Annotated in this window: 23 protein-coding genes; 18 read left to right on the forward strand and 5 right to left on the reverse strand. The window is 72.0% G+C overall.

Annotated elements, in window-relative coordinates:
* Positions 1-197: 197 nt before the first annotated feature.
* Both ACHBTE_RS20575 and ACHBTE_RS20580 read right to left on the reverse strand, forming a co-directional pair.
* Positions 198-2,453, reverse strand: coding sequence for an ATP-dependent RecD-like DNA helicase (locus ACHBTE_RS20575; protein ID WP_394725443.1), 2,256 nt, complete (start codon positions 2,451-2,453; stop codon positions 198-200).
* Between the two features lie 227 nt (positions 2,454-2,680).
* Positions 2,681-3,046 carry a hypothetical protein gene (locus tag ACHBTE_RS20580; protein WP_394725535.1) on the reverse strand — a complete coding sequence of 122 codons (366 nt, stop codon included), beginning with the start codon at positions 3,044-3,046 and terminating at the stop codon, positions 2,681-2,683.
* 314 nt (positions 3,047-3,360) lie between these two features.
* Here ACHBTE_RS20580 and ACHBTE_RS20585 point away from each other — a divergent pair, with 314 nt between their 5' ends.
* The 12 genes from ACHBTE_RS20585 to ACHBTE_RS20640 all read left to right on the forward strand — a co-directional run bounded on the left by ACHBTE_RS20585 (position 3,361) and on the right by ACHBTE_RS20640 (position 13,037).
* On the forward strand, positions 3,361-4,449 hold the full coding sequence (locus ACHBTE_RS20585) for a LacI family DNA-binding transcriptional regulator (RefSeq protein WP_394725444.1): 1,089 nt from the start codon (positions 3,361-3,363) through the stop codon (positions 4,447-4,449).
* Positions 4,446-5,978 carry a sugar ABC transporter ATP-binding protein gene (locus ACHBTE_RS20590; RefSeq protein WP_394725445.1) on the forward strand — a complete coding sequence of 511 codons (1,533 nt, stop codon included), beginning with the start codon at positions 4,446-4,448 and terminating at the stop codon, positions 5,976-5,978. Before ACHBTE_RS20585 ends, ACHBTE_RS20590 begins: the two co-directional genes overlap by 4 nt.
* Positions 5,968-7,923 carry a substrate-binding domain-containing protein gene (locus ACHBTE_RS20595; RefSeq protein ID WP_394725446.1) on the forward strand — a complete coding sequence of 652 codons (1,956 nt, stop codon included), beginning with the start codon at positions 5,968-5,970 and terminating at the stop codon, positions 7,921-7,923. Before ACHBTE_RS20590 ends, ACHBTE_RS20595 begins: the two co-directional genes overlap by 11 nt.
* A 150-nt stretch (positions 7,924-8,073) precedes the next feature.
* Positions 8,074-8,976 carry a ribokinase gene (locus ACHBTE_RS20600; protein ID WP_394725447.1) on the forward strand — a complete coding sequence of 301 codons (903 nt, stop codon included), beginning with the start codon at positions 8,074-8,076 and terminating at the stop codon, positions 8,974-8,976.
* The gene (gene rbsD, locus ACHBTE_RS20605) at positions 8,973-9,362 is read left to right on the forward strand and encodes a D-ribose pyranase (protein ID WP_394725448.1); all 390 of its coding nucleotides are present in this window, start codon (positions 8,973-8,975) and stop codon (positions 9,360-9,362) included. Before ACHBTE_RS20600 ends, rbsD begins: the two co-directional genes overlap by 4 nt.
* Before the next feature lie 283 nt (positions 9,363-9,645).
* Positions 9,646-10,077, forward strand: a complete 432-nt coding sequence (locus ACHBTE_RS20610; protein WP_394725449.1) for a DUF937 domain-containing protein — start codon at positions 9,646-9,648, stop codon at positions 10,075-10,077.
* 43 nt (positions 10,078-10,120) lie between these two features.
* On the forward strand, positions 10,121-10,411 hold the full coding sequence (locus tag ACHBTE_RS20615) for a gas vesicle protein (protein ID WP_394725450.1): 291 nt from the start codon (positions 10,121-10,123) through the stop codon (positions 10,409-10,411).
* A 46-nt stretch (positions 10,412-10,457) separates the two neighbouring features.
* Positions 10,458-10,949, forward strand: coding sequence for a gas vesicle protein GvpJ (gene gvpJ / locus ACHBTE_RS20620; protein ID WP_394725451.1), 492 nt, complete (start codon positions 10,458-10,460; stop codon positions 10,947-10,949).
* A gap of 7 nt (positions 10,950-10,956) precedes the next feature.
* On the forward strand, positions 10,957-11,505 hold the full coding sequence (locus tag ACHBTE_RS20625) for a gas vesicle protein (protein ID WP_394725452.1): 549 nt from the start codon (positions 10,957-10,959) through the stop codon (positions 11,503-11,505).
* Positions 11,502-12,341 (forward strand): GvpL/GvpF family gas vesicle protein, encoded by an 840-nt coding sequence (locus ACHBTE_RS20630; RefSeq protein ID WP_394725453.1) that lies wholly within the window; start codon positions 11,502-11,504, stop codon positions 12,339-12,341. The genes ACHBTE_RS20625 and ACHBTE_RS20630 overlap by 4 nt, the downstream gene beginning before the upstream one ends.
* A gap of 20 nt (positions 12,342-12,361) precedes the next feature.
* Positions 12,362-12,655, forward strand: a complete 294-nt coding sequence (locus ACHBTE_RS20635; protein WP_394725536.1) for a gas vesicle protein — start codon at positions 12,362-12,364, stop codon at positions 12,653-12,655.
* Positions 12,639-13,037, forward strand: coding sequence for a gas vesicle protein K (locus ACHBTE_RS20640; protein WP_394725454.1), 399 nt, complete (start codon positions 12,639-12,641; stop codon positions 13,035-13,037). The genes ACHBTE_RS20635 and ACHBTE_RS20640 overlap by 17 nt, the downstream gene beginning before the upstream one ends.
* Positions 13,038-13,602: 565 nt before the next feature.
* Here the strand turns inward: ACHBTE_RS20640 and ACHBTE_RS20645 are convergent.
* Positions 13,603-14,649, reverse strand: coding sequence for a LacI family DNA-binding transcriptional regulator (locus ACHBTE_RS20645; RefSeq protein ID WP_394725455.1), 1,047 nt, complete (start codon positions 14,647-14,649; stop codon positions 13,603-13,605).
* 282 nt (positions 14,650-14,931) lie between these two features.
* Between ACHBTE_RS20645 and ACHBTE_RS20650 the strand changes: the two genes are divergently transcribed.
* From ACHBTE_RS20650 to ACHBTE_RS20660, 3 genes are read left to right on the forward strand one after another with little or no spacing between them, the layout of a single operon-like run.
* On the forward strand, positions 14,932-16,089 hold the full coding sequence (locus ACHBTE_RS20650) for a Gfo/Idh/MocA family protein (protein WP_394725456.1): 1,158 nt from the start codon (positions 14,932-14,934) through the stop codon (positions 16,087-16,089).
* Positions 16,086-17,237, forward strand: coding sequence for a dihydrodipicolinate synthase family protein (locus ACHBTE_RS20655; protein WP_394725457.1), 1,152 nt, complete (start codon positions 16,086-16,088; stop codon positions 17,235-17,237). Before ACHBTE_RS20650 ends, ACHBTE_RS20655 begins: the two co-directional genes overlap by 4 nt.
* Positions 17,238-17,269: 32 nt before the next feature.
* The gene (locus ACHBTE_RS20660) at positions 17,270-18,070 is read left to right on the forward strand and encodes a sugar phosphate isomerase/epimerase family protein (RefSeq protein ID WP_394725537.1); all 801 of its coding nucleotides are present in this window, start codon (positions 17,270-17,272) and stop codon (positions 18,068-18,070) included.
* A gap of 49 nt (positions 18,071-18,119) precedes the next feature.
* On the opposite strand, the gene ACHBTE_RS20665 is transcribed toward ACHBTE_RS20660, so the two are convergent.
* Positions 18,120-18,698, reverse strand: coding sequence for a TetR/AcrR family transcriptional regulator (locus ACHBTE_RS20665; protein WP_394725458.1), 579 nt, complete (start codon positions 18,696-18,698; stop codon positions 18,120-18,122).
* Positions 18,699-18,876: 178 nt separating this feature from the next.
* On the opposite strand from ACHBTE_RS20665, the gene ACHBTE_RS20670 reads away from it, so the two are divergent.
* From ACHBTE_RS20670 to ACHBTE_RS20680, 3 genes are all read left to right on the forward strand, one after another.
* The gene (locus tag ACHBTE_RS20670) at positions 18,877-19,473 is read left to right on the forward strand and encodes a dihydrofolate reductase family protein (protein WP_394725459.1); all 597 of its coding nucleotides are present in this window, start codon (positions 18,877-18,879) and stop codon (positions 19,471-19,473) included.
* Positions 19,474-19,552: 79 nt separating this feature from the next.
* Positions 19,553-20,485, forward strand: coding sequence for a GNAT family N-acetyltransferase (locus ACHBTE_RS20675; RefSeq protein ID WP_394725460.1), 933 nt, complete (start codon positions 19,553-19,555; stop codon positions 20,483-20,485).
* Positions 20,486-20,549: 64 nt separating this feature from the next.
* Positions 20,550-21,350 (forward strand): sugar phosphate isomerase/epimerase family protein, encoded by an 801-nt coding sequence (locus tag ACHBTE_RS20680; RefSeq protein ID WP_394725461.1) that lies wholly within the window; start codon positions 20,550-20,552, stop codon positions 21,348-21,350.
* A gap of 20 nt (positions 21,351-21,370) precedes the next feature.
* Here the strand turns inward: ACHBTE_RS20680 and aroA are convergent, their stop codons facing one another.
* On the reverse strand, positions 21,371-22,609 hold the full coding sequence (gene aroA, locus ACHBTE_RS20685) for a 3-phosphoshikimate 1-carboxyvinyltransferase (protein WP_394725462.1): 1,239 nt from the start codon (positions 22,607-22,609) through the stop codon (positions 21,371-21,373).
* Between the last annotated feature and the right edge of the window lie 267 nt (positions 22,610-22,876).

The raw sequence follows: 22,876 nt of genomic DNA on the forward strand, positions 1-22,876 counted from the left end.
CGGCTCAGGAGAGTGCACTCGGGGTCGACCATTGGGCCTATTGGCGGCACTGAGTGCCGCCAACCTGTCATCCTGCCCGCTGTTTTCCCCATCTGGAAGTGCTCTGTGACCTTCACGACTCGTTTGATCGATCATTTTTTTCGATGCCTCACGAACCGGCAGGTCAGAAGGGTGTGCCGCGGGGGCCGAAAACAGGTTCAGTACGCCGAGAGCCGGTGGTCCAGTGCCGTGCAGCGCCGGCCCGCCGACACCGTGCGCACCGCCTGACCGATCGCCTTGCGGGAGCCCACGAGGACGACCAGTCGCTTCGCGCGGGTCACCGCTGTGTAGAGCAGGTTCCGCTGAAGCATCATCCATGCTCCGGTGGTGACGGGGATCACCACCGCGGGATATTCACTTCCCTGTGAACGGTGGATCGTCACGGCGTACGCATGCGCCAGTTCATCCAGTTCGTCGAATTCGTACGGGACCTCCTCGTCCTCGTCCGTCAGCACCGTCAGACGCTGGTCGACCGGGTCGAGCGAGGTGACCACTCCCACGGTGCCGTTGAAGACGCCGTTCTGTCCTTTCTCGTAATTGTTGCGAATCTGCGTGACCTTGTCGCCGACCCGGAAGACCCGGCCGCCGAACCGCTTCTCCGGCAGATCGGGGCGCCCGGGGGTGACGGCCTGCTGGAGCAGGCCGTTCAGCGTGCCCGCGCCGGCCGGGCCGCGGTGCATGGGGGCCAGGACCTGGACGTCCCGGCGCGGGTCGAGGCCGAACCTGGCCGGGATGCGCCGGGCCGCCACATCCACGGTGAGCCGGCCGGCCGCCTCCGTGTCGTCCTCGATGAAGAGGAAGAAGTCCTTCATGCCGTCGGTGACGGGATGCTGCCCGGCGTTGATCCGGTGCGCGTTCGTCACCACGCCCGACTGCTGGGCCTGGCGGAACACGCGCGTGAGCCGCACGGCGGGGATGGGGCCACCGTCGGCCAGCAGGTCCCTGAGCACCTCCCCGGCGCCGACGCTGGGCAACTGGTCCACGTCCCCCACGAAGAGCAGATGAGCACCCGGCGGTACGGCCTTGACCAGCTTGTTGGCGAGCAGCAGGTCCAGCATGGACGCCTCGTCGACCACCACCAGGTCGGCCTGGAGCGGGCGGTCCCTGTCGTAGGCGGCGTCGCCGCCGGGCTTGAGCTCCAGGAGGCGGTGGACGGTGGAGGCTTCGGCGCCGGTGAGTTCCGCGAGGCGCTTGGCGGCGCGGCCCGTGGGGGCGGCGAGCACGACCCTGGCCTTCTTGGCGCGGGCCAGCTCCACGATGGAGCGCACGGTGAAGGACTTCCCGCAGCCGGGACCGCCGGTGAGGACGGCGACCTTCTCGGTCAGCGCCAGCTTGACGGCGGCCTCCTGCTCGGGGGCCAGCTCCACGCCCGTGCGGCCCTTCAGCCAGCCGAGGGCCTTGTCCCAGGCCACGTCGCCAAAGCCCGGCATCCGGTCCTCGTCCGTGCGCAGCAGGCGCAACAGCTGCCCGGCGAGGGAGAGTTCGGCTCGGTGGAAGGGGACGAGGTAGATGGCGGTGACCTGTTCCGAGCCGCCGTCGGGGCCGGGCACCTTTTCCCGTACGACCCCGGGGTCGCCGCCGTCCTCGGGGACCTGGGCCAGCTCCGCGAGGCACTCGATGACCAGGCCCGTGTCGACCTGGAGCAGCTTCACCGCGTCGGCGATCAGCCGTTCCTCGGGGAGATAGCAGTTCCCCTGGTCGGTGGCCTGCGACAGCGCGTACTGAAGGCCCGCCTTCACCCGCTCCGGACTGTCGTGCGGGATGCCGACGGACTGGGCGATCTTGTCCGCGGTGAGGAAGCCGATGCCCCAGACGTCGGCGGCGAGGCGGTACGGCTGGTTCTTCACGACCGAGATCGAGGCGTCGCCGTACTTCTTGTAGATGCGCACCGCGATGGACGTGGACACCTCGACGGTCTGGAGGAAGAGCATGACCTCCTTGATCGCCTTCTGTTCCTCCCAGGCGTCCGCGATCTTCTTGGTCCGCTTCGGGCCCAGACCGGGGACCTCGATGAGCCGCTTGGGCTCCTCCTCGATGACCTTGAGGGTGTCCAGGCCGAAGTGCTGGGTGATGCGGTCGGCGAAGACCGGGCCGATGCCCTTGACCAGGCCGGAGCCGAGATAGCGGCGGATGCCCTGAACGGTGGCCGGCAGGAGCGTCGTGTAGTTCTCGACGGTGAACTGCTTGCCGTACTGCGGGTGGGAGCCCCAACGGCCCTCCATCCGCAGCGACTCGCCGACCTGGGCGCCGAGCAGCGCGCCGACGACGGTCAGGAGGTCGCCGCCGCCGCGTCCGGTGTCCACGCGGGCGACCGTGTAGCCGTTCTCCTCGTTGGCGTAGGTGATGCGCTCCAGGACGCCTTCGAGTACGGCAAGTCGTCGCTCGCCCGTGGAAGTCCCCGCCTGATTGGACATGATCCGACGCTACCCCCAGGGTCCGACAACGCGGGCGGCCTGTGGACGAACCCACCTTCCTCCGGCCGGTCTTCCCGGCCGGCCACCCCCTGGCCGGCCTCTTCCGACCGGCCTCTTCCGACCGGTCTCTTCCGACCGGTCTCTTCCGACCGGTCTCTCCCGGCCGTCTCCCCCGGCCGGTCCCGCCGGGCCGGCCTTCCTGGGGCGCCCCCGTCGTTCCCTCCCAGTCAGCCCGCCTGCGACTTCACATGGTCCAGAACCGCCTGGAAGTCCTCGACCGGTGAGAACTCCACGAACTCGCAGTCCTCCAGGGCCACCGGGACATGGCCGGGCCCCCAGTAGTACGCCTGGCCTGCCTCGTAGTACTCCTCACCCTCGGGTGTCAGCATCCGCAGGCGGCCCTTGAGCAGGTAACCCCAGTGCGGGCACGGGCAGGCGTCGCCTTCGAGGCCCTTGAGGGCGGGGCCCATGTCCGTGCCCTCGGGCAGGGTGATGTAGCCGACGGACATGCCGCCGCCGATCGCCTTGGTGCGCACCTCCACGCCGTCGCCTCCGAGGGTGACGGGTACGTCGTCGCGCGTGGCTGCCGTCATGACTCCTCCGCTCCGGCCCTCGATGGCCGCGATGGCCGCGATGGCCGCGATGGCCGCGATGGCCTCGATGACCTCGATGACCTCGATGACCTCGGTGGCTCGATGGAAGACCTCCGCTCTTCCAGCCTGGATCGCCCGGGAGCGGACCGCGACATCACGATCCGGTTGCGAGATGCGGTCGAGGGCTTGATAGACCCTCATGTAATCGATTCCAATCCTCCGTGCGAGCCGTTGTAATCGATTCCACCAGCGATTCCACGAGGCCATCGGCCCGCGATCGGACCACGAACGATCCACAAGGAGGTGGAGCGGCGATGGCGAGCATCAAGGACGTCGCTGCCGAGGCGGGCGTCTCCGTCGCCACGGTCTCGCGTGTCCTGAACGACCATCCGTCGGTCAGCGCCGAGGCACGCACGCGCGTGCTGGCCGCCGTCGAGACCCTGGGCTACCGCCCGAACGCCGTCGCCCGCTCCCTGCGCACCGACCAGACCCGCACCCTCGGCCTGGTCATCAGCGACGTGATGAACCCCTACTTCACCGAGCTGGCCCGCTCCGTCGAGGAGGAGGCCCGCGCGCTCGGCTACAGCGTGATCATCGGCAACGCCGACGAGCGGCCCGATCTCCAGGACCACCATGTGACGACCCTGCTGGACCGGCGGATCGACGGACTGCTGGTCTCCCCGACCGACGGCGGTTCGCCGCGCATGCTGGACGCCGCGCGGGCCGGGACCCCGATGGTCTTCGTGGACCGCTGGATCCCCGGCGTGGACGTGCCGGTGGTGCGGTCCGACGGACGCGGTGCCGTACGGGACCTGGTGGCGCATCTGCACGGGCTCGGGCACCGGCGGCTCGCGATCATCGCGGGACCGGCGGCGACCACGACCGGACGCGAGCGCGTCGACGCCTTCCGGGAGGCGCTCGGCGCGCACGGCCTCGAACTCCCCGCCGCTTACACAGGCCAGGGCGACTTCCAGGCAGAGAGCGGGCGCCGGGCCACCGAGGGCTTCCTCGACCTGCCGGAGCCGCCCGAGGTCGTCTTCGCGGCCGACAACCTGATGGCGCTCGGCGCGCTGGACGCGGTACGCGCGCGTGGGCTGCGCGTACCGGACGATCTCGCACTGGCCGCGTTCGACGACATCCCCTGGTTCGTGCACACCGATCCGCCGGTCACCGCGATCGCCCAGCCGACGGGCGAGTTGGGCCGCGCCGCCGTACGGGCCCTGGTCGACCGCATCGAGGGACGGCCCGGCGAGTCCGTCACCCTCCCCGCCCGGCTCGTCGTACGCCGCTCCTGCGGCGAGAACCCCGCCGGATCCCCTGCCGGCGAACGCGCCGGAAACCCCGCCGAGAACGCCGTCGAGGACCTTGCCGAGAACCCCCTGACGAACAGGAGCCAGTCGTGAGCGACGCGGACGAGTTGCTGCGCATCGAGGGCATACGGAAGACCTTCCCGGGCGTGGTCGCGCTGGACGGCGTCGACTTCGACCTGCGCCGGGGCGAGGTGCATGTGCTGCTCGGTGAGAACGGCGCGGGCAAGAGCACCCTCATCAAGATGCTCTCCGGCGCCTACACGCCCGACGCCGGCCGGATCCTGGTCGGCGGCGCGGAGACGCGCATCCAGGGCGCGCAGGACTCCGAGCGGCTCGGGATCGCCACCATCTACCAGGAGTTCAACCTCGTTCCCGATCTGACGGTCGCCGAGAACATCTTCCTGGGGCGGCAGCCGCGCCGGTTCGGGATGATCGACCGCAAGCGGATGGAGGCGGACGCCGAGGTTTTGCTGAAGCGGGTCGGGGTCAGCGTCTCGCCACGCGCGCGTGTCCGCGAACTGGGCATCGCGCGCCTGCAGATGGTCGAGATCGCGAAGGCGCTCAGCCTGGACGCGCGTGTTCTGATCATGGACGAGCCGACCGCCGTGCTGACCTCCGAGGAGGTCGAGAAGCTCTTCTCCATCGTGCGCAGGCTGCGCGAGGACGGCGTCGGCATCGTCTTCATCACGCATCACCTGGAGGAGATCGCCGCCCTGGGCGACCGGGTGACGGTCATCCGGGACGGCAGGAGCGTCGGGCAGGTCCCGGCCGCCACGCCGGAGGACGAACTGGTCCGGCTCATGGTGGGCCGCTCCATCGAGCAGCAGTATCCGCGTGAACGGCCCGACAGGGGCGCCGCGTTGCTGACCGTGGACGGGCTGACCCGGGACGGCGTCTTCCACGACGTCAGCTTCGAGGTGCGCGCCGGTGAGGTGGTCGGCATCGCCGGGCTGGTCGGGGCCGGGCGCACCGAGGTGGTGCGGGCGGTGTTCGGAGCCGATCCCTACGACCGGGGCGCGGTGCGGGTGGCCGGCAGCGCGATCGCCCGGCACGACGTCAACGCGGCGATGACCGCGGGCATCGGGCTCATCCCCGAGGACCGCAAGGGACAGGGCCTGGTGCTGGACGCGTCGGTCGAGGAGAACCTCGGCCTGGTGACGCTGCGTTCGGCCACGCGCGCGGGGCTCGTCGACCTCAAGGGGCAGCGCGAGGCCGCCGCGCGGATCGCGCGGCAGCTGGGGGTGCGGATGGCGGGCCTCGGCCAGCACGTGCGCACCCTGTCCGGCGGCAACCAGCAGAAGGTCGTCATCGGCAAATGGCTGCTCGCGGACACCAAGGTGCTGATCCTCGACGAGCCGACGCGCGGCATCGACGTCGGCGCCAAGGTCGAGATCTACCAGCTCATCAATGAACTCACCGCCCAGGGCGCCGCCGTCCTGATGATCTCCAGCGATCTGCCGGAGGTCCTCGGCATGAGCGACCGCGTCCTGGTGATGGCCCAGGGCCGGATCGCGGGCGAGCTGACCGCCGACGAGGCGACCCAGGACTCCGTCATGGCGCTCGCCGTCAGCGCCCCCACCACCGAAGCAACGACCGAACTGGAGGGCCCCCGTGGCCACTGACACGCTCAAGAGCCCGGCGGGCGGGCGTGCCGCCTCGGGCGGCCTGCGCCGGCTCCTGCTCGACAACGGCGCGCTGACCGCACTGATCGTCCTGGTCATCGCCATGTCGGCGCTGTCCGGCGACTTCCTGACGGCCGACAACCTGCTGAACGTCGGCGTCCAGGCGGCCGTGACCGCGATCCTCGCCTTCGGCGTCACCTTCGTGATCGTCTCGGCGGGCATCGACCTGTCGGTCGGCTCGGTCGCCGCCCTGTCCGCCACCGTCCTCGCCTGGAGCGCCACATCGGAAGGCGTCCCGGTCCTCCTCGCCGTCCTGCTGGCCGTCGCGACCGGCATAGCGTGCGGCCTGGTCAACGGCTTCCTGATCTCGTACGGCAAACTCCCGCCGTTCATCGCGACGCTGGCCATGCTCTCGGTGGCCCGCGGTCTGTCGCTGGTGATCTCGCAGGGCTCCCCCATCGCCTTCCCCGACTCGGTCTCGCACCTCGGTGACACGCTCGGCGGATGGCTGCCGGTACCGGTGCTGGTGATGATCGGCATGGGGCTGATCACGGCGTTCGTGCTGGGCCGGACGTACATCGGGCGCTCGATGTACGCGATCGGCGGCAACGAGGAGGCGGCCCGCCTGTCGGGTCTGCGGGTGAAGCGGCAGAAGCTCGCCATCTACGCCTTCTCGGGGCTGTTCGCCGCCGCCGCGGGCATCGTGCTCGCCGCCCGGCTGTCCTCCGCGCAGCCGCAGGCCGCGCAGGGCTACGAGCTCGACGCCATCGCGGCCGTCGTCATCGGCGGCGCCTCGCTCGCGGGCGGCACCGGCAAGGCGTCCGGCACCCTGATCGGCGCGCTGATCCTGGCGGTGCTGCGCAACGGGCTCAACCTCCTTTCGGTGTCCGCCTTCTGGCAGCAGGTCGTCATCGGCGTCGTCATCGCCCTGGCGGTGCTGCTGGACACGGTGCGGCGCAAGGCCGGGGCGAGCGCGGCGCCGGCGGGTGCGGGGGCACCGGGGGGCCGGGGCAAGCAAGCGGCGACGTACGTCCTGGCGGCCGTGGTCGCCGCGGCGATCGTCGGTGCCACGTCGTTCCTGCACGGCGGCTCGTCGTCCGCGGCGTCGCAGAAGGTCGGCCTGTCGCTGTCGACTCTCAACAACCCGTTCTTCGTGCAGATCCGGGCCGGCGCCGAGGCGCAGGCGGAGAAGCTGGGCGCCGACCTGACCGTCACCGACGCGCAGAACGACGCCTCCCAGCAGGCCAACCAGCTCCAGAACTTCACGTCCGAGGGCGTCGGTTCGATCATCGTCAACCCGGTGGACTCGGACGCGGCAGGCCCGTCGGTCCGCGCGGCCAACAAGGCCGACATCCCGGTCGTGGGCGTCGACCGCGGCGTCAACAAGGCCGATACGGCGGCCCTGGTGGCCTCCGACAACGTCGAGGGCGGCAAGCTGGGCGCGCGGGCGCTCGCCGAGAAGCTGGGCGGCAAGGGCACCGTCGTGATCCTCCAGGGCCAGGCCGGCACGTCCGCCAGCCGGGAGCGCGGCGCGGGCTTCGCCGAGGGGCTCAAGGACTACCCGGGCATCGAGGTCGTCGCCAAGCAGCCGGCCGACTTCGACCGCACCAAGGGCCTGGACGTCATGACCAACCTCCTCCAGGCGCACCCGGACGTCGACGGCGTCTTCGCCGAGAACGACGAGATGGCGCTCGGCGCGATCAAGGCACTCGGCGCCAGGGCCGGGAAGGACGTCCAGGTCGTCGGCTTCGACGGGACTCCGGACGGTCTGACGGCGGTCGAGGACGGCACGCTGTACGCCTCGGTCGCTCAGCAGCCCAAGGAGCTCGGCAGGATCGCGGTGGACAACGCGCTGCGGGCCGCCGAGGGCAAGAAGGTCCAGGAGACGGTCAAGGTGCCGGTGAAGGTGGTCACGAAGGAGAACGTGGCCGGTTTCGGCGGCTGACATCCGCGAACGGCGAACGGGAGGGCGGTCGTTGCAGGAGCATGGAGGCCGGGCCACGGGCTGTGCCCGACGGCACGGTGACCCGGCTTCGTGCCTCGCGGCGGCCGTCCGCCCCACGTCATACCGGGGACCTATCAGGGGAGCAACCTCATGTACGACTACGACCTGTTGGTCGTAGGGTCGGCCAACGCCGACCTGGTGATCGGTGTCGAGCGCCGGCCGGGTGCCGGCGAGACCGTGCTCGGCTCCGACCTGGCCGTCCACCCGGGCGGCAAGGGCGCGAACCAGGCGGTCGCGGCCGCCCGGCTCGGCGCCCGTACGGCCCTGCTGGCCAGGGTCGGCGACGACGCGCACGGCCGGCTGCTGCTGGACTCGCAGCGCACGGCCGGCGTCGACACGGTGGGCGTCCTGGTCGGCGGCTCGCCGACCGGCGTCGCGCTGATCACGGTGGACCCGTCCGGGGACAACAGCATCGTGGTCTCGCCGGGGGCCAACGGCAGGCTCGCACCGGACGACGTCCGGGCCGCCGCGAGTCTCTTCCAGGCGTCCCGGGTGGTCTCGGCCCAGCTGGAGATTCCGCTGGAGACGGTCGTCGAGGTCGTGCGCAGTCTGGCGGAGGGCAGCCGGTTCGTCCTCAACCCCTCCCCGCCCCGCCGGCTGCCGACCGAGGTGCTGGTGGCCTGCGATCCGCTCATCGTGAACGAGCACGAGGCGAGGGTCATCCTCGGTGACTCCGCGGTGGGCGAGACGCCGGAGGACTGGGCGCGGATCCTGCTCGCCAAGGGGCCCCGCTCGGTGGTGGTGACCCTGGGGGCTCAGGGGGCGCTGGTGGCCTCCCCGGCGGGGGTGACGCGGGTGCCGTCCGTGAAGGTGGACGCGGTGGACACGACGGGCGCGGGAGACGCGTTCACAGCCGCGCTCGCCGTCGAGCTGGGGGCGGGCTCGTCGCTGGCGGACGCGGCGGCGTACGCGGCCCGGGTCGGGGCGGTGGCCGTGACCAGGCAGGGCGCTCAGGAGTCCTTCCCGACGGCCGCGGAGGTCGAGGCGCGGTGAAGAAGGCCGGAATCCTGAACCGTCATCTCTCCGGCGCGCTGGCCGAGCTGGGCCACGGCGACGGTGTGCTGGTGTGTGACGCGGGCATGCCGATACCCGACGGGCCCCGGGTCGTGGACCTGGCCTTCCGGGCCGGAGTGCCGTCGTTCGCCGTGGTGCTGGACGGTCTGCTGGCCGAGCTCGCGGTCGAGGGGGCGACGGCGGCCACGGAGGTACGGGCGGCGAACCCCGCGGTGGCTGCGCTGCTGGAGCAGGAGTTTCCCCGGCTGGAGCTGGTCACGCACGACCGGCTCAAGGAGCTGTCGGCCGGGGCGCGGCTGGTCGTACGGACCGGTGAGGCACGCCCGTACGCGAATGTGCTGTTGCGCTGCGGGGTCTTTTTCTGACCGCTTCAAGACGTTTCCAGCTTGAAGACGTTCCAGCTTGAAGACGTTCCAGCTTGGGGCCGCTTCGAGCTTCAGGACGTTTCGAGGGGCCCGGTCCGTCGACCGGGCCCCTCGCGTTTTCCCCTCCCGTCAGAACCCCCTCGATCCCCCCGGATCCCCCTCCAAGGGTTCTGATGCCAAGTACGACCGGCGAAGTGGAGGAAGGGTTGCACAGTCCCCGCGAATTTTTTCTCAGCGCCCTCTCGGCGTGACTACGAATCGGTGCAGACGTAGCGTTTCAGACATGTCAGAGGTAGCGGAGAACCCCCTCACGTCCCTCCAGGACGACGTGCTCGACGAACTCGGCGACGAGCGGATCGGGCACATCGCGGGGCTGCTGGGCACGGACGAGGCGGGGGCCAGACAGATGGTCGGTACGACGGTCTCGGCGCTGTCCGGTGAAGGGGAGGCCGTGGCGACCCTGCCCGAGGCCCCGCTCACCGGCGTGGCCACACAGGGCGGCTTCGCCACGGGCGGCCTCATGGCCGGTCTGCTGGCCGAGGAGGCCGAGCCGGTCGCCGACGCGGTGGCGCGCAGAACGGGACTGCCGTCGGGCGGGGTGGCCCGGGTGGTGGAGATGGTGGTCCCGGTGGTGCTGGCGGTGCTCACCAAGCGGGCGGCCGGCAGACAGCGCACCGGGCAGGCGGTGCTGCGCCGTACGAGAGAAGTGGCATGAGCCGTACGGGAAGCCGATGATGGAGAACGAAGCGAGAAGGTGAGTGATCACGAGCGATCGTGAGCCGCGGATACGCATCGCGGAGGCGATGCGATGCGCGCTGGAGCAGCTCGCCGGGCTGCTGGGGAGGGCACCTGAGTCGGTTTCCGCGATGGAACCGACCGATCAGGGCTGGGAAGCCGACGTCGAGGTCGTAGAAGTGGAACGCATTCCCGAGACGACCAGCGTGATGGCCAGCTACCACGTGGTTCTGGACCAGGAGGGGAAGCTGCAGTCGTACAGGCGCGGGCGTCGCTACACGCGCGCGCAGGTGGACAGGAGGGACGGCCGCTAGGCCGTCTCCCCTTTCGCCGGGGAGTCGGGCCGGAAGGGATGGCACCGTGACTGTGGTGCCGCAGGGCAACGGTGGAGCCGGCGTACCCGCCCCCGCGGGCGGCGGGACGGGGACGGGAAACCTGTACGACGTGCTGGAACTCGTCCTCGACCGGGGCCTGGTCATCGACGCGTTCGTGCGGGTGTCCCTGGTCGGCATCGAGATCCTGAAGATCGACGCACGGGTGGTCGTCGCCAGTGTCGACACCTATCTGCGCTTCGCCGAGGCGTGCAACCGGCTGGATCTGGAAGCGAGCGGCAAGGCGCCGGCGCAGCTCACCGACCTCGTCCAGGGATCCGTGGAGGAAGGTGCCGGCGGCCGGAGCAAGGGGGCGCTGTCGGGCGCCGCCGAGGCGGTCACCGACGCGACCGAGGGACGCGGCGGAGACGAGGGCGAAGGCAAGGACGAAGCCGACGAGCGTGAACGTACGCGCGAGAAGCGGCGCGAGCGCCCCGAGCGCGGCTCGGCCCGCCGATCCGCGCGGACCCGGGAGGAGTGAGAGTGCCGTGACCGAACCCGCCCCCCGCTCCTCGCCGTCCCAGGGGCTCTACCCGTACGGCGGCGGGGGCTCCAGCGCCAATCTCGCGGACATCCTTGAACGCGTGCTCGACAAGGGCATCGTCATCGTCGGCGACATCAAGATCAATCTGCTCGACATCGAGTTGCTGACCATCAAGCTCCGTCTCCTGGTGGCCTCGGTCGACAAGGCCAGGGAGATCGGCATCGACTGGTGGGAGCACGACCCCGCGCTGTCCTCCCGCGCCAGGCACCGGGACACCCTGGAGGAGCAGAACGAGAGCCTGCGGGCCGAGGTGGAGGAGCTGCGCCGCAAGGTCGAGCGAGTGGAGCGGGCCGGGCGGTCCGACAGGACGGGGAAGGTCGGGAAGGCGGAATCCGCGGGCGAGCTGACCGCCCGCGACTCGGGCACCCGGCGCCGGTCGAAGGAGGCGGAGCCCGAGCCGGAGTCCGGCGCGCAGCCCCAGCGCGCCCGGCGCAAGAAGGACGACGACGCCGAGGACCGGGAACGTGACCGGGGCCGGGGCCGAGAGCCGTGAACGGGCATCGATTGAGGTACGCGTACGCCGTGGTCCGCTCGTCCGGTACGGCGGCACGCTCGGCGCAGGCGGCGCTCGCCGGCGTCCGCGGTGTGGCGGGCGCCGCGGTCACCCTGGTCACCTCGCACCCGGTCGCCGCAGCCGTCAGCGCCGTGCCCGGCGAGCAGTTCTCGGAGTCGGCGCTGCGGGCCCGCCTGGAGGACCTCGCCTGGCTGGAGTCGACGGCCCGGGCCCACCATCTCGTGATCGAGACCCTCGCCGCCCGCACCACGGTCCTCCCGCTGCGCCTGGCCACCGTCTACCTCGACGACGCCCGGGTCGAGCGCATGCTGAGCGAACGGCGGGAGTCCTTCACCGCGCTGCTGGACCGGTTCGACGACCATGTGGAGTGGGGCGTGAAGGTGTACGCCGAGGTGCCCGCCGCCCTGGACCCCGTCCCCGCGCCCCCGGCAGCCGGCAGCCCGGCCGACGACCCGGCCCCCGGACGCGCGTATCTGCGCCGGCGCCGGCAGCATCACCAGGCGCGTGAGGAGACCCGGCGCTGCGCGGAGGAGGCCGTGCGCCGCACGGAGGAGCAGGCCCGCGCCCTCGCCGTCGAACGCGCCCGGCACAGCACCCAGCAGGGCACCCTGGCCCGCCCCGGCGCCGAGAACCTCGCCAACGACTCGTACCTCGTGCCGCGCCGGCTGGCCGAGGAGTTCCGCTCCCGGATGCTGCACACCGCCCACGACCTGCCCGGGGTGCGGGTCGAGGTGACCGGGCCCTGGGCGCCGTACTCCTTCACCGCGCCGGCCGAGGAGGGCGCCGCCCGCCCCGAGGGGGCGCGACAACGGTGACCGAGGACGACGAGGCCCGCCTGTACGAGACCTACGGCTCTTACGAGTCGTACGGCGGCTACGACGACGACAGCCCCCTCAGTGGCCGCCAGGTCGCGCTGATCGATCTGCTCGACCGGCTGCTGAGCGGCGGTGTCGTCCTCACCGGCGACCTCGTCCTGTCGATCGCGGACATCGACCTGGTGCGGATCTCGCTGCGCGCGGTGGTGATCGCCGTGCGCGAGCAGATGGAGGAGCAGTGGGCACCCGTGCTGCCGCAGCGGCCCTCCACCAGAGCAGAGGATTCAGAGGATTCCGGTGACCGGCCCGGCTGACCGACCGTCCCCCGACCGGCTGCGGGAGGTGGCACAGGCCGCGCACCGGGCGTTCTCGCTGCTGCCCGCGCGGCCGGACGACATGACCCCGCCGCCCGCGGGCCAGAGTGCCGCGCGCCGGCTGCACGCCGATCCGGACACCGTGGAGCGGGACCTGGTGAAACTGGTCCTCACCATCGTCGAACTGCTGCGCCAGCTGATGGAGCGGCAGGCCCTGCACCGCGTCGACCAGGGCGACCTGACCGAGGAACAGGAGGAGAGGCTGGGCCTGACCCTGATGCTCCTGTACGACCGGATGAACGAGCTGTGCGACCGCTACGGCCTCACCCTGGACGACCTGAACCTCGACCTCGGCCCACTGGGTCCGCTGCTCCCGCCGTGAGGACGGACGGATCGAGCCCCTCGACAGGACCGGGCCCGCAGCGATCACAGTCCGCCGCCCCGGACCACCGACGCCGGACCACGGGCCCCGGACCGCGGACCACAGGCGCCGGGCCACGGCCCCCGGACCACAGGCGCAGCTCCTCCAGGCCGCGGCCCACCCGCAACTGCCCGGCGACCACCCAGCCCCGGCACGCGGCACCGACCACCTCGACCCCCTCGCCGCGCCGCCCGCCGGGACCCCGGACCATGGACCACGGGCCCCGGACCACAGGCGCCGGACCACGGACCCCGGACCACGGACCACATGCGCCGGACCCCGGACCCCGGCCGTGCCCATCACGCCCCACACGTGCCCGGCGGCCAGGGACCGGACCACGAACCCCGGACCCACGAACCTGCGGACCACGATCCCCGGACCACGAACCTGCGGACCACGAACCCCGGACCCCAGGCCCCGGACGCCGCCCGCAGTGGCCTCGTCCTCGGGGCGCGGTCTCGCGCGGGACGTGGGCGGTTCGCCGATCGCACCCGCCCCTGCCGCCCCCGCCGAACCACCCCGACGCTCAGCCCCGAGGCCCGCCGGACGAGCCCCGGACCATCAGCTCCCCCCGGATCGTGGCGATCCCCCCTGGCGGCGGCTCCTCCCTCGCCATCGCGATCCGTCCGGCCCGCGCGCCCGCCTCCGCCAACGGCAGCCGGACCGTCGTGAGCGAAGGCATCGCGTCCACGCTGAACGGAAGGTCGTCGAAACCGGCCACCGACATGTCGTCCGGGATCCGCAGCCCGGAGTCCCGCAGCGCCGCGCACGCCCCCAGCGCGACGGAGTCGTTCGCGGCGACCACGGCCGTCAGGGACGGGTCCCGGCGCAGCAGCTCCAGCGTCGCCTCGTAGCCGGACTGCCGGTCGTAGCGGCCGTGCACCGTCCAGCGCTCGTCCTGCTCGATGCCGTGCGCCTCGAGCGCGGCCCGGTGGCCCTCCAGCCGGTGCCTGGTCGTCGTCCGCTCCTCCGGGCCCGCGATGTAGCCGAGCCGGCGATGGCCCAGGCCGATCAGGTGCTCGGTCAGCTCACGCCCGCCGCCGCGGTTGTCGAAGGTCAGCGCGATCGCCCCGGTGTCCGCCGCCGGCGGGCGTCCGCACAGCACCACCCGGGTCCCGGCCTCCGTCAGCTTCCGCAGCTTCGCCGCCATCGCCGCCGCGTGCGGGGCGTCCTCCATGGCGCCGCCGGTCAGCACGACCGCCGCGGCCCGCTGGCGCTGGAGCAGCGTCAGATACGTCAGTTCGCGCTCGGCGGAGCCTCCGGTGTTGCAGACCACGGCCAGCCGTTCGCCGCCCGCGCGCCCGCCCGGGCCGCCGATCTCGGACTGGATCGCGCTCGCCATGATCCCGAAGAAGGGGTCGGCGATGTCGTTGACCAGGATGCCGACCAGATCGGAGGTGGCCGCGGCCAGCGCGCTCGCGGGACCGTTCAGGACGTAGTCCAGCTCGTCCACCGCGCGCAGCACCCGCTCCCGGGTGGAGGCGGCCACGGGGTAGTTCCCGTTCAGTACGCGCGACACCGTCGCGGGGGAGACCTGGGCGCGGGCCGCCACGTCCGCCAGGGTCACCGTCATCTCGTCTTCCTCCGGTCGCGCATCTCGTCGAACCGCCTCGTACGTGCTCGTAGACAGGCCACCGCGGCCCGCGGTTCCAGGTGTGACGAGCTGACCTTAAGGCCAGAACCCCCCTGTTGTTCGCCCCCTCGAACAACTCAGGCTGGTCACGGTCTTGCCCGGACGGCTGCCCAGAGGCTAGCTTCTAGTTGATAGAAAGCGCTTGCCATCACGCTCGCTACTGCACTCACCGGCCGACGGGCGGGCCCCACTCGGGCCCACCCCGCGCGCGAAGGGAATGACGTGACTCGCAAGACGGTGCGTATCGCCATGAACGGTGTCACCGGGCGCATGGGCTACCGCCAGCACCTGGTCCGCTCCGTCCTGGCCATCCGTGAGCAGGGCGGCCTCGACCTCGGCGACGGCACCGTGCTGTGGCCCGAGCCGGTCCTGGTCGGCCGCCGCGAGCACGCCCTGAAGGCGCTCGCCGAGCGGCACGGCCTGGACCCGGGGCACCTCTCCACCGACCTCGACGCCGTCCTCGCCGACCCGGGCGTGGACGTCTACTTCGACGCCCAGGTCACCTCCGCGCGCGAGGAGGCGATCAGGAAGGCGATCGCCGCGGGCAAGCACGTCTACACCGAGAAGCCGACGGCCACGGGACTGGAGGGCGCCCTGGAGCTGGCCCGGCTCGCGAACGAGGCCGGCGTCAAGCACGGCGTCGTCCAGGACAAGCTCTTCCTGCCGGGCCTGCGCAAGCTGAAGCGGCTCATCGACGGCGGCTTCTTCGGCCGCGTCCTGTCGGTGCGCGGCGAGTTCGGCTACTGGGTCTTCGAGGGCGACTGGCAGCGCGCCCAGCGCCCGTCGTGGAACTACCGGGCCGAGGACGGCGGCGGCATCGTCGTCGACATGTTCCCGCACTGGGAGTACGTGCTGCACGAGCTGTTCGGCCGGGTGACGTCCGTCCAGGCCGTCGCCACCACCCACATCGCGCAGCGCTGGGACGAGAACGACAAGCCCTACGACGCGACGGCCGACGACGCCGCGTACGGCATCTTCGAACTGGAGGGCGGCGTCATCGCCCAGATCAACTCCTCCTGGGCCGTGCGCGTCAACCGCGACGAGCTCGTCGAGTTCCAGGTGGACGGCACCGAGGGCTCGGCCGTCGCGGGCCTGCGCAACTGCCGGGTCCAGCACCGCTCGATGACCCCCAAGCCGGTCTGGAACCCCGACGTCCCGGCCACCTACTCCTTCCGCGACCAGTGGCAGGAGGTCCCCGACAACGAGGAGTTCGACAACGGCTTCAAGGCCCAGTGGGAGCTGTTCCTCAGGCACGTCCACGCCGATGCTCCCTACCAGTGGGACCTGCTCGCGGGTGCCCGCGGCGTCCAGCTCGCCGAGCTGGGCCTGAGGTCCTCGGCCGAGGGCCGCCGTCTCGACGTACCGGAGATCCAGCCGTGACCATCCGACTGCCCGACGCCACAGGCGGCCTGCGGGTCCACGAGCCGCGCGCCGAGCCGCGCAGCCTCACCCCCGGCGCCCCCTTCACCTCCCGTACGGTCTTCGCCGCGGCCCATGTGGTGGCCGACCCGTACGCCGACGTCTCCCCCGACTCGCCCGCCGCCGTCGACTGGGACGCCAGCCTCGCCTTCCGCCGGCACCTGTGGTCGCACGGGCTCGGCGTCGCGGAGGCCATGGACACCGCCCAGCGCGGGATGGGCCTGGACTGGGCGGGCGCCGCGGAGCTGATCCGCCGGTCGGCCGCCGAGGCCCGGGCGGTCGGCGGACGGATCGCCTGCGGTGTGGGCAGCGACCAGCTCGCGGCCGGGTCGCTCGCCGAGGTCCGGGCCGCCTACGAGGAGCAGCTCGCCGTCGTCGAGGAGAGCGGGGCGCAGGCGATCCTGATGGCCTCGCGGGCACTGGCCGCCGCCGCCCAGGGCCCCGAGGACTATCTGGAGGTCTACGGCCATCTGCTCCGCCAGGCCGCCGGACCGGTGATCCTGCACTGGCTGGGCCCCATGTTCGACCCCGCGCTGGAGGGTTACTGGGGCTGGTCCGACCTGGACAGGGCCACGGAGACCTTCCTGGAGGTCGTCGCCGCCCACCCGGACAAGGTGGAGGGGATCAAGGTCTCGCTGCTGGACGCCGGGCGGGAGATCGACATCCGCCGCCGGCTCCCGCGAGGCGTGCGCTGCTACACGGGCGACGACTTCAACTACCCCGAGCTGATCGAGGGCGACGAGAAGGGTTTCAGCCACGCCCTGCTCGGCGTCTTCGACCCGCTGGGGCCGCTGGCCGCCGAGGCGGTGCGGGTGCTGGACACGGGGAACGCGGCCCGCTTCCGTGAACTGCTGGACCCCACGGTCGAGTTGTCCCGCCATCTGTTCCGGGCGCCGACCCGTTTCTACAAGACGGGTGTGGTCTTCCTGGCCTGGCTGGCCGGTCATCAGTCGCACTTCACCATGGTCGGCGGCCTCCAGTCGGCCCGCTCCCTGCCGCACCTCGCCCGCGCCTACGAACTCGCCGACGGGCTCGGCCTGTTCCCGGATCCCAAGCTCGCCGAGGAGCGGATGCGCACCCTGCTCGCCCTGTACGGAGTGGCCCGGTGAGCACCGGACTCGAGCGCTTCTCCATCAACCAGATGACCGTCCGGCAGCTGTCCATGCCCGAGCTGGCCGACGCCTGCGGGCAGTTGGGCATCACCCACGTCGGCCTGTGGCGCGAGCCCGTCCAGGCGTACGGACTTCAGGCGACGGCCGAGCTGGTCCGCGACGCCGGGCTGACCGTCACCACGCTGTGCCGCGGCGGCTTCCTCACGGCGATCGACCCGAAGGAGCGGGCCGGGGCGATGGAGGACAACCGCAGGGCGGTCGACGAGGCGGCGACGCTGGGCACCAGTGTCCTGGTCCTGGTGTCCGGGGGGCTGCCCACCGGCTCCAGGGACCTGCACGGCGCACGGGAGCGGATCGCCGACGCGCTGGGCGAGTTGGGCCCGTACGCCGAGGAGCGCGGGGTGAAGCTGGCGATCGAGCCGCTGCACCCGATGTACGCCTCCGACCGCTGCGTGGTGTCGACCCTGGCCCAGGCACTGGACCTCGCGGAGCGCTTCCCGGCCCGGCAGGTCGGCGTCGCCGTGGACACGTACCACGTCTGGTGGGACGACACCGCGCCCGCGCAGATCGCCCGGGCCGGTGCGGCCGGCCGGATCCACACCTTCCAGCTCGCCGACTGGACGACCCCGCTGCCGCAGGGCGTGCTCACCGGACGCGGTCAGCTCGGGGACGGGGCCGTCGACCTGCGGGAGTGGCAGGGGTACGTGGAGGCGGCCGGGTACACCGGGGCCATCGAGGTCGAGCTGTTCAACGACGGGCTGTGGGCCCGGGACGGCCGCGAGGTGCTGGCGGAGACCGCCGGGCGGTTCCTGGAGCACGTGGTGCGGTGACGGCGCGGGGCGGGATCGAGGAGCCCCGCTCCCGCGCCCGTGGCCGGTGCTAGTCCGGCACTACGAGCCGCTCGACCGCGGCCCTGACCAGCTGCTCCCGTTCCGCCGCCGAGAAGACGTCCGGCAGGGTGAGCTGCTCGACGATCAGCCAGTTCAGGGTCAGCATCAGCAGCTTGACGGCCATGGCGTCGCCGGGGAGGCCGGAGTCCGCGTGATAGGCGACGTTGGCGTCGACGTCCGCCCTGACCCGCTCGGTGAGCACCTTGCGCAACTCGGGGCGGCGGGTGGCCTCCAGGCGGAGTTCGAGCAGCGCAAGGTAGCCGGTGCGGAAACCGGCGACCCGGCCGACGAGTTCCCGCATGAGCTCGGCGTACGTCTCCCGGTCGCGGCCGGCCGCCCGCTGGCGGGCGATGGTCGCCTCGTCGGGCTGGAGCCGCTCGTAGACGCGGGCCCCTGCCTGGGTGAGCAGCTCGTCGCGGCCGGAGAAGTAGTTGGATGCGGTCCCGGCCGGTACGGCGGCCTGCTTGTCCACCGCCCGGAAGGTCAGGCCGCGCGCGCCTTCCTGGGCCAGTACCTCGATCGCGGCGTCGACGAGCGCGGCACGCCGCTGGTCGTTCCGTCTCACCATGGGCGTCACTCCCCCCGTGGCGGCATCCGCGCCACCCGATCGGACCACTACGGGGAGAGTACTACGTATGCAGTTATCAACAGTGTGGCCCGGGCCATGCAGTTGCCACCGATGAGTTTCCGGCGGCGGCCCGGTCTCTCCTCCGTCCGCGTCCGAACGACCCACAGGAGCGCCTCCCATGCGCATCGTCATCACCGAGTTCATCAGCCTCGACGGCGTCGTCCAGGCCCCCGGCGGCCCCCAGGAGGACACCGACGGCGGCTTCGCGCACGGCGGCTGGTCGCACCCGTACTTCGACGCGGAAGTCCTCGGCGGCGCCTTCGACGCGGGGATGCAGAAGGCCGAGGCGCTGCTGTACGGGCGCCGCACCTATCTGACGATGGCCGCCGCCTGGCCCGGGCGCGCCGGCGACCCCTTCGCCGACCGGCTGAACTCCCTCAAGAAGTACGTCGTGAGCGACACCCTGACCGACGACGAGCTGACCTGGAACAACACCACCCGCATCCCGGGCGGCGAGGCCGTCGCCCGGATCCGTGAGCTGCGACAGAGCGCGGGCGGGGATCTGGCGATGATGGGCAGCCCCACCCTCGTGCGCACCCTCATCCAGGAGGGTCTGGTCGACGAGCTCCAGCTCATCGTCATGCCGGTGCTGCTGGGCGGCGGAAAGTCGATCTTCCCCGCGGACGGCGGGAAGCGGCCGTTCGAGCTCGTCTCCACCACCACCGCCAAGACGGGCGCGCAGGTGTGCGTCTACCGGCCCGCCGCGCAGGGGTAGCCCGCGCGGGCACGGACGACTTACGCTCGGACCGAGGCACCTCTGACTGAGTCAAGTATCCGAGGCGACGAGGAAGACCATGAGCGTCCAGGACATCCGCGCCTTCAACCGCTTCTACACCAACGTCATCGGGGCCCTCGACTACAGCCGCCACCTGTACGCCCCCTACACCCTCACCGAGTCCCGCGTCCTGTACGAGCTCGCGCACTCCCCGCGTACCGACGCGGCCGATCTGCGCGCCGAGCTCTCCCTGGACGCGGGATATCTGAGCCGGATCCTGAACAAGTTCGAGCAGGACGGGCTGATCGAGCGCACCACCTCCGACCGCGACCCGCGCCGCCGGCGCGTCACGCTCACCGCGCGCGGCCGGGAGACCGGCAAGCTGCTGGAGGAACGGGCGGACCAGTCGGTGGGATCCCTGCTGGCCACGGTGCCGGCAGCGCAGCGGCCCCGCCTGACGGAGGCGATGGCCACCGTGCGCACCCTGCTGTCCGAGGGCCGCCCGCCACGCCGCGAGGACGTCCTGCTGCGCGAGCCCGGACCCGGCGACCTCGGCTGGATCGTGCAGCGCAACGCCGCGCTGTACGCCGCCGAGTACGGCTGGAACGCCGACTACGAGGGGCTGGTGGCGAGGATCGTCGCCGACTTCGCGCAGGATCACGATCCGCATCTGGAGCGGGTGTGGATCGCCGAGCTGGACGGCAGGCCGGTCGGCTGCGTGATGTGCGTACGCGACGAGGCCCCCGCCACCGCCCGGCTGCGCCTGCTGCTCGTCGAGCCCGACGCCCGCGGCCTCGGCATCGGCGACCGCCTGGTCGCCACGGTCGTCGACTTCGCGCGCGGCGTCGGCTACCGCGACCTCGTCCTGTGGACCAACGACGTGCTGACCGCCGCCCGCCACGTCTACCAGCGGCACGGCTTCGTCCTGGCGGCCGAGAAACCGCACCGTTCCTTCGGCAAGGACCTGGTCGGCCAGGACTGGCGGCTGGATCTGCGGGGCACGCCGGAGTGACACCGCCGGCATCGCATCGCCGTCCCCATGTGTGACCCCGCGTTTCCCTGGCAAGGTGGAACTCATGAAACTGGCGTTCTCCACCCTCGGCGTCCCCGGCCTCCCCCTGCCCGACGTACTGCGGCTCGCGACGGGCCACGGCTATCACGGCGTGGAGCTCCGCACCCACCCTCAGGAGCCGGTTCACCCCGGCCTCGATGCGGGTCAACGGGCCGAAATCGTGGGCGAGTTCAAGGCGGCCGGCGTCGAACTCCTGGGCCTGGCCGGGTACGCCCGGGTCGCCGCGCCCGGTGACGACGGCCCCGTCATCGAGGAGATCCGCGCCCTCGTCGACCTCGCCCACGACCTCGGCACCGGCTTCGTAAGGGTGTTCCCGGGCGCCGACCCCGAGCAGACCGCGCAGTCGGCGGACGCGATCGCCGCGCGGCGCCTGGGCACGGCCGCGGAGCACGCCGCCGACATGGGCGTACGCATCCTGCTGGAGACCCATGACTCGCACCGCACGGCCGCGGACGCGATCCGTGTCCTCGGACTGGTCGGCCACCGCCATGTCGGCTCGCTGTGGGACGTCATGCACACCTGGCTGGGCGGCGAACAGCCCTCGGAGACCTACGCGGCCCTCGCCCCCTACCTGGGCTATGTCCAGGTCAAGGACATCGCCTCCGCCGCCGACACCACCCCGCTGCCGCTGGGCACCGGAGTGCTCCCGCTCGCGGACTGCGTGGAGGTCCTCTCACGGCACGGCTGGGACGGCTGGCTGTGCTGGGAGTACGAGAAGCGCTGGTACGAGGACGCCGCCCCGCTGCCCGAGCTGCTGACGGCCGGACGGGAACACCTGGGCCGCCTGCTCAACGACTCGGCATGAGGAGGCGGGCGCGGCCCCCGTCACAGCCTCGCGCGCAGCGCCCCGAACTCCTCGTGGAAGCCCGGGAAGGTCTTCCGTACGCAGCCGGGGTCGTCGAACGAGACACCCGGCACCCTGAGCCCGGTCACCGCGAAGGACATCACGATGCGGTGGTCGCCGTAGGACTTGATCTCCGTTCCGGTCGGGCCGCCCGGTCCGGCGGGCTGGATCTCGATCCGGTCCGGGCCCGTCCGCGTCCGCACGCCGAGCCGCCGCAGGTTCTCCGCGCACGCCTCCAGCCGGTCGCACTCCTTCACCCGGGTGTTGGCCACGTCCTCGATCCGCACCGGCCCGGAGGCGAACGGGGCGATGGCCGCGAGGGTGGGCATCGTGTCGGAGATGTCCCGCATGTTGACGGTGACGCCCCGCAGTTCGCCCGTGCCGCGCACCGTCGTCGACCGCGCGCCCACCGACACCTCGGCGCCCATCCGCCGTAGTACGTCGACGAAGCCCAGGTCGCCCTGGAGCGCCCCCTCGCCCAGGCCCGGGACCGTCACCTCGCCGCCCGTGACGGCCGCCGCCGCGAAGAAGTAGCTCGCGGTCGAGGCGTCGGGCTCGACCGGGTAGGTGGTGGCGCGGTAACCGCCGGGCGGGACTTCGTAGGTGTGACCCGCCCGGCCCACCTGCACCCCGAAGGCCCGCATCATCGCGAGCGTGATCTCGACGTACGGCACCGAGACCAGGTCGGTCACGGTGATCCGCAGTCCCTCACGGGTCAGCGGGCCGAGCAGCAGCAGGGCGGTCAGATACTGCGACGACTGCCCGGCGTCCAGCGTCACTTCGCCGCCCTTGACGCCGGCCGCCGTCACGGTCAGCGGATGGTGGCCCTCGCGCTCCTCGTGCCGCAGCTCCACGCCCAGGTCGCGCAGGGCACGGGTGAGGGGCAGCAGAGGGCGGCGGCGCATCTGCGGCGAGGCGTCGAAGCGGAAGGTGCCGTGGCCGGCGGCGGCCAGCGTGGGCAGGAAACGGGCGGTCGTCGCGCCGTCGCGGCAGTGCACGTCCGCCTCCGCGACCGCGGGGCCCTGCGGGCGGCCGTCGATCTGCCAGGTGTCCGGGGTCCGGCCGACCCGGTACCCGAGCCGGGTCAGCCCCTCGGCGAAGCCCTCCGTGTCGTCGGAGCGCAGCGGGCGCAGAAGGGTGGTGACACCGTCGGCCGCGGCGGCCAGGAAGAGGGCGCGGGCGGTGATGGACTTGGAACCGGGGATGTCGACCAGGGGCATGCCGTCATGATCGCCCGAGGCCCGCAGCCGTCGCCGGGGCGTCCATGGGATGGACCGGCGACGGCCCGCTGCCCGACGCCCACGCGTCACTTCCGCCCCGGCGGTACCGACTTCATGGATTCCGGCCATCCCCGGGAACCCAGCCCCGTCCTCACTCGTCCAACACGCAAGCTGCCGGAGAGTCACCGTGGTGCGGTGTCGGCCCTCGCTGCTGGCTGCGATCGCTGACCAACCCTCTCCGCCGTGCCGCGGCCGGCAGCACGCCGT

The organism is Streptomyces sp. M41 (assembly GCF_043673425.1).
In the GTDB taxonomy this organism is placed as follows: domain Bacteria; phylum Actinomycetota; class Actinomycetes; order Streptomycetales; family Streptomycetaceae; genus Streptomyces.

What these genes read in the sequence shown, in the direction of transcription:
- ACHBTE_RS20575 (WP_394725443.1), bottom strand. Translation starts at nt 2,453, where the DNA reads ATGTCCAATCAGGCGGGGACTTCCACGGGCGAGCGACGACTTGCCGTA.
- ACHBTE_RS20580 (WP_394725535.1), bottom strand. Translation starts at nt 3,046, where the DNA reads ATGACGGCAGCCACGCGCGACGACGTACCCGTCACCCTCGGAGGCGAC.
- ACHBTE_RS20585 (WP_394725444.1), top strand. Translation starts at nt 3,361, where the DNA reads ATGGCGAGCATCAAGGACGTCGCTGCCGAGGCGGGCGTCTCCGTCGCC.
- ACHBTE_RS20600 (WP_394725447.1), top strand. Translation starts at nt 8,074, where the DNA reads ATGTACGACTACGACCTGTTGGTCGTAGGGTCGGCCAACGCCGACCTG.
- ACHBTE_RS20610 (WP_394725449.1), top strand. Translation starts at nt 9,646, where the DNA reads ATGTCAGAGGTAGCGGAGAACCCCCTCACGTCCCTCCAGGACGACGTG.
- ACHBTE_RS20645 (WP_394725455.1), bottom strand. Translation starts at nt 14,649, where the DNA reads ATGACGGTGACCCTGGCGGACGTGGCGGCCCGCGCCCAGGTCTCCCCC.
- ACHBTE_RS20660 (WP_394725537.1), top strand. Translation starts at nt 17,270, where the DNA reads ATGACCGTCCGGCAGCTGTCCATGCCCGAGCTGGCCGACGCCTGCGGG.
- ACHBTE_RS20665 (WP_394725458.1), bottom strand. Translation starts at nt 18,698, where the DNA reads ATGGTGAGACGGAACGACCAGCGGCGTGCCGCGCTCGTCGACGCCGCG.
- ACHBTE_RS20670 (WP_394725459.1), top strand. Translation starts at nt 18,877, where the DNA reads ATGCGCATCGTCATCACCGAGTTCATCAGCCTCGACGGCGTCGTCCAG.
- ACHBTE_RS20675 (WP_394725460.1), top strand. Translation starts at nt 19,553, where the DNA reads ATGAGCGTCCAGGACATCCGCGCCTTCAACCGCTTCTACACCAACGTC.
- ACHBTE_RS20680 (WP_394725461.1), top strand. Translation starts at nt 20,550, where the DNA reads ATGAAACTGGCGTTCTCCACCCTCGGCGTCCCCGGCCTCCCCCTGCCC.
- aroA (WP_394725462.1), bottom strand. Translation starts at nt 22,609, where the DNA reads ATGCCCCTGGTCGACATCCCCGGTTCCAAGTCCATCACCGCCCGCGCC.